The organism is Cardiobacterium sp. (genome assembly GCF_057314735.1).
In genome coordinates this window covers 83,011-99,940 of record NZ_DBHKZK010000039.1, presented here as the reverse complement: position 1 = coordinate 99,940, position 16,930 = coordinate 83,011, and the positions used below count along the sequence as shown (strand labels likewise).

Sequence of the window (16,930 nt, the reverse complement as noted above, 5' to 3'; positions counted from 1 at the left end):
GTTTGCCGCATGCCCTTGCGGTAACGACGGCGGATGTTACGGATAGAAAAGGTTGTCTTTTGGCACTAAAACGCGAGCTGGATAATCTTGGTGCGATACAAAAAATCCTTGCTGACGGTGGTTACACGGGTAAGGCATTTGCTTCGTCGGTACAGGAGTTGATTGGTGCGGAGGTAGAGATTGTCAAACGAAACGAATTGCACCGTTTTGCGGTATTGCCGAAGCGATGGGTAGTCGAGCGCAGTTTTTCCTGGTTGGAAAAGAACAGACGACTTTGGAAAAACTGCGAGCGTAAGTTGAGTACCAGTCTGCAAATGGTCGTTTTGGCTTTCTTGGGCGTCCTGCTACGAAGACTGTGAACACGTTCTTACTACTCACCAGCCACAGGGCCACTGCCACCCTGTCATTCACCGCCACGTTCTCATGCAGCATCAGCAATATTCAGCCAGTGTTATAATTTATGCACATTATCAGCAAAAACACACTAAACCCAAGGAGTTCCTCATGGATATTCTCAGCCGGCTGCACGCCTTGCCACTATCCCGCTTCCATTTCCGCCTGCTCGGTCTCATCGGTCTGGGTTGGCTATTCGATGCGATGGATACCGGCATGGTGTCCTTTGTCCTCGTTACCCTGGCAAGTGAATGGCAGCTTGACGCGCAGCAATCCGGCTGGATTGTCAGCGTCGGCTTCATCGGCATGGCGCTTGGCGCGGTGTTGAGTGGTTGGGCAGCCGATCGCTTCGGCCGCCGCAATGTTTTCGCCGCCACCATGGTGCTCTATGGCGCTGCTACCGGTCTTTGCGCGCTGGCGCCCAATCTGCCGTTTTTGCTTATCTGCCGCTTCTGGGTCGGCTTCGGCCTCGGCGGGCAGTTGCCGGTCGCTGTGTCGCTGGTGAGCGAATATGCACCGCCCCGCCTGCGTGGCCGTTTCATCGTCCTGCTGGAAAGTTTCTGGGGATTGGGCTGGCTCGCCGCCGCCCTTGTTTCCTACTACCTCATCCCGCACTACGGCTGGCGTAGCGCTTTTTTCGCCGGTGCCGTGCCGCTGTTCTATGCTTTCGCCGTGTGGAAACGCCTGCCTGAATCCGTGGCTTATTTACTGGCGGCGAACCGTCTGGATGAAGCGCACACCCTGCTCTGCCGCCTCGAAAGCCAGGCGGGGCTGACGCCTGCCGCGACTGCTATCGCCCCGTCCGCCCCGGCGAAAACGCGTAACCGGCTTATTGAGCTGTGGCAGGCGCCGTTTGCCAGACGCACGCTGATGCTGTGGCTGATCTGGTTTGGCATCGTTTTTTCTTACTACGGTATTTTCACCTGGCTGCCCAAACTGCTGGCGGAACAAGGCTTTGTCGTGGTGAAAACTTTCCGCTACGTGCTGGTGATGATTCTTGCGCAACTGCCCGGCTACTTCGCCGCTGCCGTGCTGGTGGAAATTATCGGACGCAAGGCAACGCTCGCTGGTTTTCTCGGCGCCTGCGCGCTCTGTGCCTACTGCTTCGGGCACAGCACGAGTACAAACGGCATCATGCTTTGGGGCAGCCTGATGTCCTTCTTTAACCTCGGTGCCTGGGGTGTGCTCTATACCTACACGCCGGAACTCTATCCGGTGCGTTGCCGTGCTTTCGGCGCGGGCTGGGCCGGTGCAATTGGCCGTATCGGCGGCATTATCGCGCCGCTGGTGGTGGCGGGGATGAGCGGCAGCAGCGCGGGCTTCGCGCGGATTTTTGTGATGTTTGCCCTTGTGCTGGCGGCGGTGGTCGTGGTGATTGTCGTCCTCGGCGAGGAAACCAAAGGGCGGACGCTGGAAGAAATCAGCGCGGGGTAGGTTGCCGCTGCTTGTACCATTTTTGGTAATCACTGCAAAGCCGGTGTTTATTCCGCTTGACGGGCGCCCGGGAAACCGGTGTTTATCACGCTTGGCACATAAAGAAACCGCTGCACGGGCAACGCTTTCTTTAGAACGTGTTCACAGTCTTCGTAGCAGGACTCCCAAGAAAGCCAAAGCTACCATTTGCAGACTGGTACTCAACTTACGCTCGCAGTTTTTCCAAAGCCGCCTATTTTTTTCCAACCAGGAAAAACTGCGCTCTACTACCCATCGCTTCGGCAATACTGCAAAACGGTGCAATTCGTTTCGTTTGGCAATCTCTACCTCCGCACCAATCAACGCTTATACCGACGAAGCAAATGCCCTACCCGTGTAACCACCGTCAGCAAGGACTTTTTGTACCGCCCCAAGATTATCCTTGTCACGTTCCAATGCCAGCAGACAGCCTTTTCTATCCGTAATATCCGCCGTCGTTACCGCAAGCGCATGCGGCAAACCCTGCGTGTCAACCGCTATATGTCGCTTGATACCGCTAACCTTCTTGCCCGCATCGTAGCCTTTTTCCATGGCGGTATCCGTGTTCTTCACACTCTGCGCATCAATAATCAGGAAAGTGGTTGCTTCATGGTGCCCCTGCTTGCGGCGCTCCGCAACTACCTGATTTTTTTAATGCTTCCTCAAGAATGCTGATGCCTCTCTCGCGTGGTTCGGTCCATCTCTGGAAGTAGGAATGCACGGTGCGCCATTTGGGGAAATCGCCCGGCAAAGCGCGCCAGGAGCAGCCAGTGCGTTGCAGATAGAAAATGGCACGAGACATCGTACAAGTCCACCTGGCGTGGCGCTGTGCGTTTACGGGCACTTTCCAGCAGGGGAAGGAGAGGCGCAAATTGCTCGCGACTGATATCGCTTGGGTAGGTTTTTCTGTTCATGCCGATAGTTTACAGCAGAGGCTGAGACAATGAACACGCTCTAAGATAACGCCATGAAAAAGCATCCCGACAAACATATCCGGACGGCGCTGGAATATGCCGTGCAACACTGATGGGAAATCGTCTCCAGTGGCAAATCGGCACACGCTTTCTGCCGTTTGCGATGTCGCAAAGGCCACACCGAACACCAGATGAGTATCTGGTGTACGCCTAAAAACCCCGAAAATCATGCCAAACAAATCATCCGCAAAGTAAACGAATGCAGGGAGGACAGATGAATACCTACCACTTCACCATCGTCATTCGCGATGCCGCTGACAGCACCAATATCGAAGATCGCCTTTATGAAGCGGGATGTGATGACGCACTGGTGTGCTGGCGCGATCGCACCCTCTATCTGGAATTTGACCGCGAAGCGGCAGACGCCAAAACCGCCGTACATAGTGCGTTTGCCGACATTCACCGTGCCGGATTTCACGATCTCATCCTGCAAGAATCCGGCATTGCTACATTGGCAGAAATGGCAACACGCGCCGGGCTGACACGGGCGGCGCTCTCCAACTACGCCAAAGGCAAACGCGGCAAAGCCTTTCCGCTGCTGATGTATGGCGTAACCGGCAGCACGGCGCTTTATTCCTGGCCGGAAGTTGCCGCGTGGCTTTACCAGCATGGCCAGCTGGCGCAGACCCAGCTAGATGTCACGCGTGTCTAAATCGCGCTCATAAAAAAGCCACCCTGATGGGTGGCTTTTTCATATCCAAGCAAACCCTTACCGCTGCGAATACAGGCCGATGCGGTTGCCTTCGCTGTCTTCAATTACCGCGTCAAAGCCGTAATCGTTGCCGATGGCGGTCTTGCCTATCAGCACTTTGCCGCCGTGTTGCGCGGCGCGCGCCGCCTCAATCGCACAGTCGTCGCAGCCGAAGTAGAGGAGGACGCTATTGCCGGGGGTAAACGGCTGCTGCGGGTCGTGGCAGAGCATGCCGCCGCAGCCGGGCGCGTCGCGGTCGCTGGGGAACTTGCAATAGCGCGCATCAGTGCCTTCAACCGGCAGGTCTTCCAGCGCAATCTGGAAAACGGCTTCGTAGAAGGCTTTGGCACGCGCCAGGTCGCGCACGTAAAGGGTGAACCAGTTGGCGGGGTTTTTCATATCAGCTCCTGTTGTTGATTAGGGAGCGACAGGATAGCGCCGCCCGCGCGGCGCGGCTTGTCATGGATTGCGCTGGCGCAGGAAGTCGTAGAGCAGTTTCGGCAGGTTGACGGTTATCGGCGGGTCGCTCGCGGCGAAGGGGCGCAAGACGAGGTCGATGTGTGTCGCGGCGGGTAGCGGGAAGGTGATGGGCGCGGGATGCAGCGCGCGCAGGCAGTGATCGAGGCGGAAATAGCGCAGTGGGTTGCGGCTTTTCGGGATTTCGCAGGCAAGCAGGTAGTAGGTGCCGTCGGGGATGGCGTCTATGCGAAATTCGCGGCAATGAAAGAGGGCTCGCCCCAATACCGGCAGGCCGCGCGGGATGGGCGCGGGAAATAGTCCGGCGAAGACGGCGTGGCGCGTCTCGCCGCCGCAGATGCGCACGGTAAGCGGGTGCGCTTGCGGATGCTGCGCCGGTGAATAGGCGTGGTGCGCGAAGACGCGCGGCTGCGGGCAGGCGAGTTCGGCGGAAAGGGCGGCGCTGTAGGCGGCGATTTTGTCGCGGTAATGGGCGGGGGCAATGCCGGTCGCGGCGCGGAAGGTGTGGCTGTAGGTCGCCGCGCTTTCGTGTCCGGCGTCGAGTTGCGAGTCGATAACCGGCTTTTGTGCGACCAGTGCGGCGATGCCGTGTTCGATTTTCAGCGCGGCGATGTAGTCGCGCAGCGGCAGGCCGGTTTCGCGGTGAAAGCGGCGGCTCAGGTGGAAGCGGCTCATAGCGAAATGCGCGGCAACGCTGGCCGGGGTGCAATCGGGCAGGGTGGCGCGGATGTGGGCGCAGATGTCAGCGAGGGGGGCGGGCATGGTCAGGCAATCCGGCGGGCGGTGAGGATGCCGCGCAGGCTGTTGGTGAGGCAGATGCGCGTGGCGCGGGCGACGTCGGCACGGGTCAGGCTGCTTTCTGTGATGTGTGTTACGCCAATCAGCGCCGGTTCGGCCAAGATGCGGGCGCGGGCGATGCCGGGCAGGATGTCCAGCGCGAGCGGCGGGGTGTGCCAGGCGCCGTCAATTTGCAGAAAGACGCTGCTGCGCGCGCCTTCAAGCAGGTAGCCGCTTTCGTTGTACAGCAGCGCGTCGAACGCGCCGCTTGCGACGGCGGCTTGCCAAATGCGGTCGAGGTGGGCGCGGTGCGTCGTTTTGTGGCGGCGCAGCGGGTCGCGGTTGGGCAGCGGCGCTGGGTGTTCAAGGACGAAAACGTCGCCGGCGATGGCGTCAAGCGGCGCGAGTTCGAGTTGCGGCGTGCCGTCGTGTTGTAGGGTGATTTTTAGGCGGTGGGCGCTGGCTGCGTCCGCACAGCGCGCCATGACTGCCGCCCGAATTGCGGCAACGTCGCAGGGCAGTCCTAACGCATTGGCACTTGCGGCAAGGCGGGCGAGATGCGCGTCAAGCTGTTGCGCCGCGCCATTTTCAACGCGCAGGGTTTCGATGAGGCCGATGTCCGGCGGGTGGCGGAGGAAGGCAGCCTTGAGTTGGCATTCGCGGTATTCGTCGTCGGCATCGCTGTCGATGGTGATGCCGGAGCCGACGCCGAAGCGGGCGTGGCCGTCGGTGATTTGCAGGGTGCGGATGGCGACGTTCAGCCGCATTTTGTCCGGCTCAATGTAGCCGAGCGCGCCGGTGTAGAGGTCGCGCGGGCTGGTTTCCAGCGCGGCGATGGTTTGCATGGTGATGCGTTTCGGCGCGCCGGTAATCGAGCCGCAGGGAAAAGTGGCGCGCAGGATGGCGGCGTGCGTGGTGCCGGGGCGCAGCAGGGCATTGACGCGGCTGGTCATTTGCAGGACTTCGCCGTGTTGGGCGACGTGGAAGGCGTCGCTGACGCTCACGCCGTGCGGGCGCGCGATTTTGCTGAGGTCGTTGCGCAGCAAATCAACAATCATCGTGTTCTCGGCGCGGTTTTTCGGGTCGCGGGCGAGCGCCGCTTTTGCCGCTGCGATGTCGCCCGTAGCGCGCGCCGTGCCTTTCATCGGCAGGGTGTGGAGGTGGTCGCTGTCGCGGGCGAGGAACAGTTCGGGCGAGAGGCAGAGGGTGTGGCCGTCGGCGGGATGCCAGGCGAGCGCGGCGTAGGGCGCGGGTTGTAGCGCGCGCAGGCGTTGATAAAGGGCGACGGGATTGCCGTAGCTCTCGGCGGTGGCGCGCAGGGTGTAATTGACTTGGTAAGTGTTACCGGCGCGGATGAGTGCGTGGATAGCGGCGATGGTGCGTGCGTAGGCGGCGCGGTCGGTGTCAAAGCACAAGTCGAGTAGGCCGGCGGGGGCGCCGTCGTGCCGACTGCGCAGCCAGGCGTCGATGGCGTCGCCGTGCAGATGGTCAAGGCGGGCGTACCAGTCGAGGATGAGTGGCGGCGCGCTGGCGGCGAGCTCCATCAGGGCAACGCCAAATTCGTAAGGGATGCGCAACGCGGCGTGCAGGCCGTCCGCCCAACCGCGTGCGAGCAGGGCATCAAGCTGGTCGAGGTCGGCGGCAGTAAGGGTGTCGCGGCGGATGTGGTCGCGGTAAAGGCGGGCGCGCCCGGCGCGGGCGTCGTCAAGGAGGAGGTAGGGCATGGTCGTGCGCGGTGTGGCGAGGGCGCTGATTATAGCCATCCGCCGAAAGCCTCATACTGTGTTGCGTTGTCTTGTCGTACAACCGCGTACTGTCTTCGACAACGCGCCTTGTCTGAAACTTTCGGTGGATGGCTATATAGCTATCTCATGGGTATTCCTCTCCGCGAGGGTGGCTTTTTTGTGGCGCTATTGCCCGCGCGTGGCAAAAAATCCCGTCATCCGGCAAAAATCCCGCTACACTCACCCGTCCGCTTCATTCACCAGGAGAACTTCACCATGAACCCCGTTGTCCTCGCCGTCTGCCTGATGCTCATCCTCTCGCTGGCGCGCGTCCACGTTGTCTTCAGTCTCATCATCAGCGCCTTCATCGGCGGCATGGTCGCTGACATCCCGGCGGAAACCATCCTCGCCGCCTTCCCCGACGCGGGCGTCACCGAACCGGACAGCCTGCTCAAGCTGAAATATCTGGTCAAGGTCTTTGAAGAAGGCATCGCCGCCGGTACCACCACCGCGCTGTCGTATGCGGTGCTGGGCGCGTTCGCCGTCGCCATTTCCTATTCCGGCCTGTCGCAGGCGATGGCGAACCTCATCATTGGCCGCGCCAAGCACGGCAAGGGCAGCGGCATCAAATGGCTGCTCATCATTGCGCTTTTGGCGATGAGCATCATGAGCCAGAACCTCGTGCCGATTCACATCGCCTTCATCCCGCTGGTGGTGCCGCCGCTGTTGCTGGTGATGAACCGCCTCAAGCTCGACCGCCGCCTGCTCGCCTGCACCGTCACCTTCGGCCTGGTCTGCACCTATATGTTCGTACCCTATGGCTTCGGCGACATCTTCTTGAACAAAATCCTGCTCGGCAACATCACCAAGTTCGGCATGGACGTCTCCGGGGTGAACATCTACCAGGCGATGGCCATTCCCGCGCTCGGCATGGTGGCGGGGCTCGCCATCGCCATCTTCTACAGCTACCGCAAACCGCGCGATTATCAGGACTTGCCGGTGGAAGGCGCGGCGGAACAGGTGCCAATTAAGCCGCTGCACATTTGCGTCGCCCTCGTCGCCGTCATCGCCGCCTTCCTCGCGCAGAAATACACCGGCTCGCTCATCCTCGCAGGTCTCATTGGCTTCGCCATCTTCATGGTGACGCACGTCATCCACTGGCAACAGGCCGACACTGTCTTTAACAGCGGCATCCGCATGATGAGCATGATCGCCTTCATCATGATTGCCGCCAACGGCTTCGCGGAAGTGATGAACGCCAGCGGCGGGGTTGAGCCGCTGGTGAAAGACAGCGTCGCCTTCTTCGGCGAAAGCCGCGCGCTGGTCTCGCTCGCCATGCTCGTCGTCGGCCTGCTGGTGACGATGGGCATCGGCAGCTCTTTCTCCACCCTGCCGATTATCGCCGCCATCTATGTGCCGATTTGCGTACACATGGGCTTCTCACCGCTCGCCACCGTCGCCCTCATTGGCACCGCCGGCGCACTCGGTGATGCCGGCTCACCCGCCTCCGATTCCACCCTCGGCCCGACGATGGGCTTCAATGCCGACGGTCAGCACAACCACATCAAGGATACGGTCATCCCGACCTTCATCCACTACAACATCCCGCTGCTGCTCGCGGGCTGGATTGCGGCGCTGGTGCTGTGATGATTTGAGGAACAAGGAAAACGCCGCATCAAGCGGCGTTTTTGGTGGGCGGTGCGTGCCTGCGGCACACACCCCACAAACCAATGATGTAGCTCACAAAATCGTCGCCACGCAACCGCATTGGCTTGGGCGTGTTTACGCTGAATGGTAAACAGGCCTTAACCAAACCTGCGAATGAAATCATCATGTTATGGCCAATTGTAAACAGCGCTTAGGGTAGGGTTATGGCGCGATTTCGGTTAGCAGCGCTTCGAGCTCGGCGAGGCGGCTGTCCCAATCCGCTGCCGGTTCTTTTTCGCTGGCGGCGGGGTAGTGCAGGCTGATGGCGGTGTTGCCGTTTAAGCGGTAGTGGGCGGGGTCGTTCTGGATGCGGGTCAGCAGCGGTTCGGGGTTGATGCGCGTCGGGTCGGCGAAGCGGATGCGGGTTTCGCGTTCGCTCATGCTGATGTGCTCAACGGCAAGTGGTTCGGCGCGCTGTTTGAGGCGGGTGCGGGCGATGAGGGCTTTGGCGGGCGCGGGCAGTTTGCCGAAGCGGTCGATGAGTTCGGCGGCAAGGTCTTGCAGTTCGGCTTCGGTTTTGGTTTGTGCGAGGCGCTGGTAGAGGACGAGGCGCTCTTGCGGGTCGTAGATGTAGTCGTCGGGCAGGAGCGCGGGGACGCCCAGTTCGATGGTGCTGCGCGGCGGGTCAAGGTCGGCGGTCTGGCCGTTTTTCAGCGCGGCGATGCTGCGCTCCAGCAGGTCAAGGTAGTAGCTGATGCCGATTTGCTGGATTTGCCCGCTTTGTTCGTCGCCGAGGATTTCGCCCGCGCCACGGATTTCCAGGTCCTGGCTCGCCAGCAGAAATCCCGCGCCAAGGCTGTCAAGGGTGGTGAAGGCTTCGAGCCGCCGCTGCGGGTCTTTGCCGAGGGTGTTCCAGTGGGGGGTGATGAGGTAGGCATACGCCTGGTGGTGGCTGCGGCCAACGCGGCCGCGCAGTTGGTGCAGTTGCGACAGGCCGAGTTTGTCGGCGCGGTTGATGATGATGGTGTTGGCGTTGGGGATGTCGATGCCCGACTCAATGATGGTGGTGGCGATGAGGATGTCGTAGTGGCGGTTCTGGAAGTTTTGCATCAGGTGTTCGAGTTCGCGCTCGCGCATTTGCCCGTGGCCGATGGCGATGCGCTGCTCCGGCAGGGCGTCTTGCAAGAGGCGGGCGATGCGCTCGATGCTGTCGATGTCGTTATGGAGGATGTAGGTCTGGCCGCCCCGGCGATGCTCGCGTTCGCAGGCGTCGCGGATGGTGTCGATGTCCCATTCGGCGAGGATGGTCTGGATGTTTTGTCGTCCGGCGGGCGGGGTGGCGATAATGCTGATGTCGCGCAGGCCGCTGAGGGCGAGGTTCAGGGTGCGCGGGATGGGGGTGGCGGTGAGGGTGAGCAGGTTGGTGTCGCTTCTGAGGCTTTTCAGTTTTTCTTTGTGGCGCACGCCGAAGCGTTGTTCTTCGTCGATGATGACGAGGCCGAGGTTTTTGAAGGCGATGTCTTTTTGCAAGAGGCGGTGGGTGCCGATGATGAGGTCGGTGCCGCCCGCTTTCAGGCGCTCTATCGCGCGTTTGGCGTCGGCCGCGCTTTTGAAGCGGCTGAGGCTGTCGATGGTGAGCGGGTGGTTGGCGAAGCGGTCTTGCAGGTTGTGGTAGTGCTGCTCGGCGAGAAGTGTCGTCGGCGCGATGAGGGCGATTTGGTAGCCCGCGCTGGCGGCGGCGTGGATGGCGCGCACTGCTACTTCGGTTTTGCCAAAGCCGACGTCGCCGCAGATGATGCGGTCCATCGGCTGTGACCGGGCGAGGTCGGCCAGCACCGCGTCGATGGCCGCCTGTTGGTCGGGGGTGGTGGCGAAGGGGAATTCGGCGGCGAGGGCGGCTTGGGCGGCGGGGTCGTGGGCGATGGTGATGCCGGCGGTGGCTTCGCGTTTGGCGTAGAGGGCGAGCAGTTCGGCGGCGGTATCGTGCAGGCTGGCGCGGATTTTGCGCCGCGCGGTCTGCCAGCTTTTGCCGCCGAGTTCGTGCAGCGGCGCGCTGTCGGGGTCGCTGCCGCCGTAGCGGGTGATGAGGTCGATGTCGGCGGTGGGAACGTAGAGTTTGGCGCCTTTGGCGTAGGTGATGGCGATGAGTTCGTCGCCGTCTGCTTCGAGTTTTTCCAGTCCCTGATAGCGGCCAACGCCGAAGTCGGCGTGGACGACGGCGGTGCCGGGGCTCAAGTCTTGCAGGCTGCGGATGAGGGCGGCGGGGTCGCGGCTGCGGCTCTGGCGGTAGTTTTGCGCGACCGGGGTGGTGTGCAGGTCGGCTTCGGCGAGGTGGACGGCGTCGCCGTCGCGGAAGCTGTCGCGGTTGGGCGAGACGGTGTGGCGGAGGCCGAGGCCGCGCGCGCCGAGGCGCTCCTGCCATTGTTCGCGGCTGCCTTCGCTGGGAAAGTGCAGGGTGAGGTCGCCGCCCTGGTCGATGATTTCTTGCCAGTATTGTTCGCGCGCGCGCGCGTCGCCCGTGAAGGGGATGGCTGCGGCGTATTCTTTGTAGGGGACGGAAGGCAGCGCGGCGAGGCGGGCGAGGGTGTCGGCGGGCGTCAGCCAGAGGGCGTCCGGCGGCAGCAGGCGGTTTTCCCGCAGCGGGTTGGTGCGCTGATAGCGCTGTTCGCACCAGTTGGCGTGTTGCTCCAGCAGCGCGGGCAGTTCGTCGCAGGTGAGGATTTGGCTGTTTTTGGGGAGGTAGTCAAACAGGGTCGCGGTGTCGTCGTAAAACAGCGGCAGGTAGTATTCGAGGCCTTGCGGCGTCTGGCCGTCGCTGATTTGTTGGTAGAGCGGGCTGTTCGTGATTTTTTCGCCGTAGTGCAGGCGGGCGTTCTGGCGGTAGCAGGTGCGGCCAGCGTCGGAGAGATCCAGCTCGCTGCGCGGCAGGATGCTGATGCGCTCCAGTTTTTCCAGGGTGCGCTGGTCGGCGACGGCGAAGGTGCGGATGCTGTCGATGGTGTCGTCGAACCATTCGAGGCGGATGGGGTCGGCGGCGTTCATCGGGTAGAGATCGACGATGTTGCCGCGCGCGGCGTATTCGCCTTTGCCGCTGATGTGGTGCGCGCTGCGCTGATAGCCCGCGTCATTGAGGCGCTGGATGAGGGCGTCGCGCGCCAGGCGGTCGCCGACGGCAAGGTAGATGCCGTATTTGTCGAGGTGGGTTTGCGGGCAGAGGCGCTGGCGCAGCGCGGCGGCGCTCGCGATAACGGTGCCGTGGGTGCGCGTCGGCAGTTCGGCCAAGACGCGCAGGCGTTCGGCAACGAGGTCGGGATGCGGCGTGTACTGGTCATAGGGCAGGGTTTCCCAGTCGCTGAACCAGTAAAGCGCGGCGGGGTCGGCGAGCCAGTATTTGAGGTTTTCGTACCAGTATTCGCCGGTGCGCGCGTCGGGGGCGACGAGGAGGCGGACGTGTTTGTGGTCGGGTTGGCGGGCGAGGTTGTAGGGGAGGAAGGGGAGTTTCATGGAGTTAGGCGGTGTTTTTATGTAAAAAACGCCGCAGAGGCGGCGTTTTTGGCGGCGGGTTGGTCAGCGGTAGGCGACTTCGACCGGCATCCCGCTTTCTTCGCGTACCACGGCGTCAATCAGGTCGTTTGAGACTTGCAGGCCGCGGCTTTCGATGCTGCGGTGTACGGTGTCGCGGGCTTCGGCGAGGTTCTGCTCCAGCGTGCGTGCGTCTTCGCCCAGCGGCGCGTGGAATTCGAGGTACATACTGTCGCCGAACCAGCCGACTTTCATCGGCTGATTGACGATGTTTACTTTGGTGCCGACGGCGACCATGCCGAACAGTTCTTCGATGCCTTCGGGGTAGAGGCGGATGCAGCCGTGCGAGACGCGCATTCCCACGCCTTCGGGTTTGTTGGTGCCGTGCAGCAGGTAGGACGGGTTGGAGAGGCGCATGGCGAAGAGTCCCAGCGGGTTGTCGGGTCCTGCGGGAACGACGGCGGGCAGCGGGTCGCCGTTGGCCGCGTGTTCGGCGCGGATGGAGGCGGGCGGTGTCCAGGTCGGGTTGGCGCGTTTGTCGGCGATGCTGAGGATGCCTTTCGGCGTACCCCAGCCTTCGCGGCCGATGCCGATGGCATAGACGTAAACGGCGTTTTCGCCCGGCGGGTAGTAGTAGAGGCGCATTTCCGGCAGGTTGATGACGATGCCTTCGCGCGGCGCGTCCGGCAGGATGAAGCGGGTCGGCAAGAGGACTTGTTCGCCTTCTTTGAGGTAGAGCGGGTCGCGCCCCTGGTTGGCGTGTTCCATCGCGTCGTAGCCGATGCCGTATTCGCGGCCTATGTCGTAGAAGGTTTCGCCCTGGCGCGCGCTGATTTGTTGGACCTGGCCGACGACGCTGATGTCGGCGGGCGGCAGTTGGTATTTTTCGGCCTGCGCGCTTGCGGCGAGGAGGGCGGCGGCGAGGGCGGCGATTTTGTGCAGTTGCATGGTTGGTCTCCGTTTTATTCGGGGCGCATATGCGGGAAGAGGAGGACGTCGCGGATGGAGGGCGCGTCGGTGAGGAGCATGACGAGGCGGTCAATGCCGATGCCTTCGCCAGCGGTCGGCGGCATTCCGTATTCGAGGGCGCGGATGTAGTCGGCGTCGTAGTGCATGGCTTCGTCGTCGCCCGCGTCGAAGGCGGCAGCCTGGGCGCGGAAGCGTTCGGCCTGGTCTTCGGCGTCGTTGAGTTCGGAGAAGCCGTTGGCGACTTCGCGCCCGCCGATGAAGAGTTCGAAGCGGTCGCAGATGTCCGGGGTGTCATCGTTGCGGCGTGCCAGCGGCGAGACCACCGACGGGTAGGCGGTGATGAAGGTGGGTTGTACCAGTTGGTGTTCAACGGCTTCTTCAAAGAGCAGGGTGTGCAGGCTGCCGATGGCCATGCTGGCATCGGCTTTTTGTTTGTACTGCTCGCGCAGCACGGCGGCGAGGGCGGCCGGGTCATCGAGAAGCGCGGCGTGCTGCGGCGCGTACTGGCGGATGGCGTCGGTCATGGCGAGGCGTGCGAACGGCTGGCCGAGGTCAATGGCCACGCCCTGATAGGTAATTTGCGGGCTGCCGAGGACTTCGCGCGCCAGTCCCTGAAAGAGCGCTTCGGTGAGGTCCATCAGGTCACGGTAGTCGGCGTAGGCCTGATAGAACTCCAGCATGGTGAATTCGGGGTTGTGCCGGGTGGAGACGCCTTCGTTCCGGAAGCTGCGGTTGATTTCAAAGACGCGTTCAAAGCCGCCGACGACGAGGCGCTTCAGGTACAGCTCCGGCGCGATGCGCAGGTAAAGCGGCATATCGAGCGCGTTATGGTGGGTGATGAAGGGTTTGGCGGTCGCGCCGCCGGGGATGGGGTGCATCATCGGCGTTTCCACTTCCATGAAGTCGCGGCCTTCAAAGAAGTGGCGGATGTAGCGCACGATTTTGTTGCGGGTGATGAAGGTGTTGCGGCTCGCTTCGTTGGTGATGAGGTCAACGTAGCGCTGGCGGTAGCGCGTTTCCTGGTCGGAGAGGCCGTGGTATTTTTCCGGCAGCGGGCGCAGCGATTTGGTCAGCAGCTCAACGTCGTCGGCGTGGATGGTCAGCTCGCCGGTCTGGGTGCGGAACAGTTTGCCGCGCGCGCTGATGATGTCGCCCACGTCCCAGGTTTTGAAGTCGGCGTAGCGGCCTTCCGGCAGTTCGTCGCGGCTGAGATAGAGCTGGATGCGCGCGCCGCTACCGTCCTGGATGGCGGTAAAGCTCGCCTTGCCCATGACGCGCTTGCCCATCATCCGCCCGGCAACGCGGATTTCGCCGGCGGCGGCGAGTTGGTCGGCATCTTCCACGCCGTCATAGGCGGCGTGCAGCGCGGCGGCCTTGTGGGTGGGGCGGGCGTGGTTGGGGAAGGCGACGCCACGCGCGCGGATGGCGGCGAGTTTTTGCCGGCGCTCGGCGATGAGTTTGTTTTCGTCTTGCGGTTGGGTAGTCATGCTTCTACTCCTTGTTTCAGGCTGGCCTGGAGGAAGGGATCGAGTCCGCCGTCAAGGACGGCCTGGGTGTTGCTGGTTTCGTAGCCGGTGCGCAGGTCTTTGATGCGCGATTGGTCGAGGACGTAGGAACGGATTTGGTTGCCCCAGCCGATGTCGGATTTGCTGTCTTCTATTGCTTGTGCGCTGGCGCTGCGTTTGCTGAGCTCCAGTTCGTAGAGTTTGGCGCGCAACTGCTTCATGCAGGTGCTGCGGTTTTCGTGCTGGCTGCGGCTGTTTTGTGATTGCACGACGATGTTGGTCGGCAGGTGGGTGATGCGCACCGCCGATTCGGTACGGTTGACGTGCTGCCCGCCCGCGCCACTCGCGCGGTAAACATCGACGCGCAAATCGGCGGGGTTGATTTCAATCTCGATGTTGTCGTCAATTTCCGGCGAGACGAAGACGGCGGCAAACGAGGTGTGGCGGCGGTTGCCGGAATCAAACGGCGACTTGCGCACCAGACGGTGCACACCGATTTCGGTGCGTAGCCAGCCGTAGGCGTACTCGCCGGTAAATTCGATGGTGGCGGACTTGATGCCGGCGACGTCGCCCGGTGATTCTTCGATGAGTTCGGTCTTGAAACCGCGCGCTTCGCCCCAGCGCAAATACATCCGCAGCAGCATCGATGCCCAGTCCTGCGCTTCGGTACCGCCGGAACCGGCCTGGATGTCAAGGAAGGCGTTGTTCGGGTCAAGCTCGCCGGAGAACATCCGGCGGAATTCCAAATCTTCAATGCGGCGTTCGATGCGGCTGACGTCTTCCAGTGCGGCATTTACCGTCGCTTCGTCGTTTTCGGCTTCGGCCAGTTCGATAAGGTCAAAGGCGTCCTGCAGGCCCTGGCGGATTTCATCGAGGCCGTGGACGACGCCTGCCAGCGAGGCGCGTTCCTGGCCGAGTTTGGTCGCTTCTTCAGGGTTGTCCCAGATGGAGGGACGCTCCAGCTCGCGTTCGACTTCTTCGAGGCGCTCGGCCTTCAGCGGGTAGTCAAAGATACCCCCTAAGCGCGGTTTCGCGCGCTTGCAGGTCTTTGATGCGTTCGTAGGTGAGGTTGAGTTCCATAGTTTTATTAGTCTGTTAGTAAGGGCGCGGCATTATATAGCGGCGGCAGGGGGATGGAAACGCGCCACGCTTGCCATATATAAAGGTAACGCCTGCAAAAGCAGGCGTTTTTTCAGATGGTCTGCTGGCAGTCGCGGCACTCGCCGCTCAAGACCAGCGGCCCTTCCTGCACTTCAAAGCCGCGCTCGCGGCAGAAGGCGAGCAGGATGTCAACTGGCTCCTGCGCCGCCAGTTCTTCGGTTTTGCCGCAGTGGGTGCAGTTCAGGATGACGCTGGTGTGCGCTTCGTCAAAATGACTGCAAAAGACAAAGCCGTTCAGCGATTCGGCGCGGTGCAGCACGCCGATTTCCACGAAGAAGTCCAGCGCGCGGTACACGGTCGGCGGTGCGGCGTTTTCGCGCTGTTTTTTCAGTTCGTCGAGGATTTCGTAAGCCTTGACGACGTTGGGATAGGTCAGCAACAGCTCAAGTACCTGGCGGCGGATGGGAGTGAGGCGCACGCCGCGTTTGATGCAATATTGTTCGACTTTGGCGACGGTGCTGGCGATTTGTCTTTTGTTCATGGGGTGGCGGGGGTGGTGGCTATTTGCGGCAGCGGTAAATCCAGATGCGCGCGGGCGGGAAGTTGAGCCAGGCGTAGGTGACGCGCTCGCCACTGATGTCCGATTCCGGCGGCAGGTGCAGCGGCGATTTTTGTCCGTAGGTGAACTGGACGAGGACATTGGCCGGGTTTTCGCGCAGCGCGGCGAAGAAGACGCGCTCGATTTCTGCGCCAATCTCCGGCGGCAGCGAGCGGAACGGCAGTGAGGAGACGATGGTTTTCGGCGCGGGCTGTGTCCACACGTCCAGCGCTTCCACCCCGCCCCGGCGCACGGTGTTGTGGGGGAAGCGGTCGCGCAGGCGGCGGGCCAGGCGCGGGTTGAGTTCGTTAATCAGCAGGCGTTCGGCGGGGAAATGGGCGACCAGCTCGCGGGTAATCGCGCCCGTGCCCGCGCCCGCTTCGATGATGATGCTGTCGGGCGCACCGTAATCCTGCGCGGTGCGGCGCATCGCCCGTGCCAGCATCCGCGACGAGGGGATGACGCTGCCCATTTTTTTCGGATGACGGATAAATTCGTAGGAAAATCCGGCGGTTTCCTGCACGAGACGCCCCAGTTTGTTTTTGTTGCCCATAAGCAAGCGGGTTCCTTTTTTGTGTCTGATTTGCCGGGAATAATACGCGCAAACTGCTGTATTGAACAGGCGCTACGGCTGCGGTTGCCGCTCGAAAACGCAGCGCATTTCAAAGCTGGAATGGACGTTAATCACGCCGGGGATGCGGTTCAGCTTGCCCAGCAGAAATTCTTCAAACGCCTGCATATTGCTGACCAGCACCTGCAACAGGTAATCCTCGGCGCGCCCCGTCACGATGCTCATGCGGATGACTTCCGGGAAGCTGCTCACCTGTTCTTCAAAGGCGGCAAAGCGCTCCGGCGTGTGGTGGTCGAGGGTGACGGCGATGAAGGCGCTGAGCGAGTAGCCAAGCGCGCGGCGGTTGATGATGGCGCGGTAGCCTTCGATAATCCCGGCTTCTTCCAGCCGCTTCACCCGGCGCGCGCAGGGGGTGGGCGAGAGGTTGATCGCCTCCGCCAGCGCCAGGTTGTTGATGCGGCCATCGTCCGCGAGGATGCGCAGGATTTTCTTGTCGGTGTCGTCAAGCATCAGGTGAATATCACTCATA

Annotated in this window: 14 protein-coding genes and 2 pseudogenes; 5 read left to right on the top strand and 11 right to left on the bottom strand. The window is 61.8% G+C overall.

Annotation, left to right across the window (positions count from 1 at the left end):
* Together ACO54Z_RS04900 and ACO54Z_RS04895 are read left to right on the top strand one after the other, a co-directional pair.
* On the top strand, positions 1-359 hold a 359-nt coding region (locus ACO54Z_RS04900; protein WP_485996008.1), incomplete at its 5' end, for a transposase.
* Between the two features lie 145 nt (positions 360-504).
* Positions 505-1,827 (top strand): MFS transporter, encoded by a 1,323-nt coding sequence (locus ACO54Z_RS04895; RefSeq protein WP_485996007.1) that lies wholly within the window; start codon positions 505-507, stop codon positions 1,825-1,827.
* A 141-nt stretch (positions 1,828-1,968) separates the two neighbouring features.
* On the opposite strand, the pseudogene ACO54Z_RS04890 reads toward ACO54Z_RS04895, so the two are convergent.
* Positions 1,969-2,759 (bottom strand): annotated as a pseudogene (locus ACO54Z_RS04890) (IS5 family transposase).
* Positions 2,760-2,812: 53 nt separating this feature from the next.
* Between ACO54Z_RS04890 and ACO54Z_RS04885 the strand changes: the two are divergent.
* Together ACO54Z_RS04885 and ACO54Z_RS04880 are read left to right on the top strand one after the other, a co-directional pair.
* Positions 2,813-3,037 (top strand): annotated as a pseudogene (locus ACO54Z_RS04885) (hypothetical protein).
* Complete coding sequence (locus ACO54Z_RS04880) at positions 3,034-3,471, top strand: helix-turn-helix domain-containing protein (RefSeq protein ID WP_485996006.1); 438 nt, start codon at positions 3,034-3,036, stop codon at positions 3,469-3,471. The pseudogene ACO54Z_RS04885 and the gene ACO54Z_RS04880 overlap by 4 nt, the downstream one beginning before the upstream one ends.
* Before the next feature lie 57 nt (positions 3,472-3,528).
* On the opposite strand, the gene ACO54Z_RS04875 is transcribed toward ACO54Z_RS04880, so the two are convergent.
* Genes ACO54Z_RS04875 through ACO54Z_RS04865 form a run of 3 tightly spaced genes read right to left on the bottom strand, consistent with a single transcriptional unit; the run spans position 3,529 to position 6,527 of the window.
* Positions 3,529-3,909, bottom strand: a complete 381-nt coding sequence (locus ACO54Z_RS04875; RefSeq protein ID WP_485996005.1) for a VOC family protein — start codon at positions 3,907-3,909, stop codon at positions 3,529-3,531.
* 60 nt (positions 3,910-3,969) lie between these two features.
* Entirely contained in the window at positions 3,970-4,749 is a 780-nt protein-coding gene (locus tag ACO54Z_RS04870) for a helix-turn-helix transcriptional regulator (protein ID WP_485996004.1), read from the bottom strand.
* A gap of 2 nt (positions 4,750-4,751) precedes the next feature.
* A complete protein-coding gene (locus ACO54Z_RS04865) occupies positions 4,752-6,527 on the bottom strand; it encodes a bifunctional chorismate-binding protein/class IV aminotransferase (protein ID WP_485996003.1) in 1,776 nt (591 codons plus the stop codon).
* A gap of 237 nt (positions 6,528-6,764) precedes the next feature.
* Between ACO54Z_RS04865 and ACO54Z_RS04860 the strand changes: the two genes are divergently transcribed.
* On the top strand, positions 6,765-8,135 hold the full coding sequence (locus ACO54Z_RS04860) for a Na+/H+ antiporter family protein (RefSeq protein WP_485996002.1): 1,371 nt from the start codon (positions 6,765-6,767) through the stop codon (positions 8,133-8,135).
* A 222-nt stretch (positions 8,136-8,357) separates the two neighbouring features.
* Here ACO54Z_RS04860 and mfd read toward each other — a convergent pair whose 3' ends face one another.
* From mfd to ACO54Z_RS04825, 7 genes are all read right to left on the bottom strand, one after another.
* The gene (gene mfd, locus ACO54Z_RS04855) at positions 8,358-11,639 is read right to left on the bottom strand and encodes a transcription-repair coupling factor (protein WP_485996001.1); all 3,282 of its coding nucleotides are present in this window, start codon (positions 11,637-11,639) and stop codon (positions 8,358-8,360) included.
* Between the two features lie 63 nt (positions 11,640-11,702).
* Entirely contained in the window at positions 11,703-12,605 is a 903-nt protein-coding gene (locus ACO54Z_RS04850) for a L,D-transpeptidase family protein (protein WP_485996000.1), read from the bottom strand.
* Positions 12,606-12,619: 14 nt separating this feature from the next.
* Positions 12,620-14,113, bottom strand: coding sequence for a lysine--tRNA ligase (gene lysS, locus ACO54Z_RS04845; RefSeq protein ID WP_485995999.1), 1,494 nt, complete (start codon positions 14,111-14,113; stop codon positions 12,620-12,622).
* Positions 14,110-15,211 (bottom strand): peptide chain release factor 2 gene (gene prfB / locus ACO54Z_RS04840; protein ID WP_485995998.1). Its coding sequence is split into 2 segments (ribosomal slippage): positions 14,110-15,138 and positions 15,140-15,211, totalling 1,101 coding nucleotides; the frame shifts between segments, so codons are not numbered across the junction. The genes lysS and prfB overlap by 4 nt, the downstream gene beginning before the upstream one ends.
* A gap of 112 nt (positions 15,212-15,323) precedes the next feature.
* Positions 15,324-15,773: a Fur family transcriptional regulator gene (locus ACO54Z_RS04835; RefSeq protein WP_485995997.1), complete on the bottom strand. Its 450-nt coding sequence runs from the start codon at positions 15,771-15,773 to the stop codon at positions 15,324-15,326.
* A gap of 19 nt (positions 15,774-15,792) precedes the next feature.
* The gene (locus ACO54Z_RS04830) at positions 15,793-16,383 is read right to left on the bottom strand and encodes a class I SAM-dependent methyltransferase (RefSeq protein WP_485995996.1); all 591 of its coding nucleotides are present in this window, start codon (positions 16,381-16,383) and stop codon (positions 15,793-15,795) included.
* Between the two features lie 72 nt (positions 16,384-16,455).
* Positions 16,456-16,929, bottom strand: a complete 474-nt coding sequence (locus tag ACO54Z_RS04825; RefSeq protein WP_485995995.1) for an Lrp/AsnC family transcriptional regulator — start codon at positions 16,927-16,929, stop codon at positions 16,456-16,458.
* Between the last annotated feature and the right edge of the window lies 1 nt (position 16,930).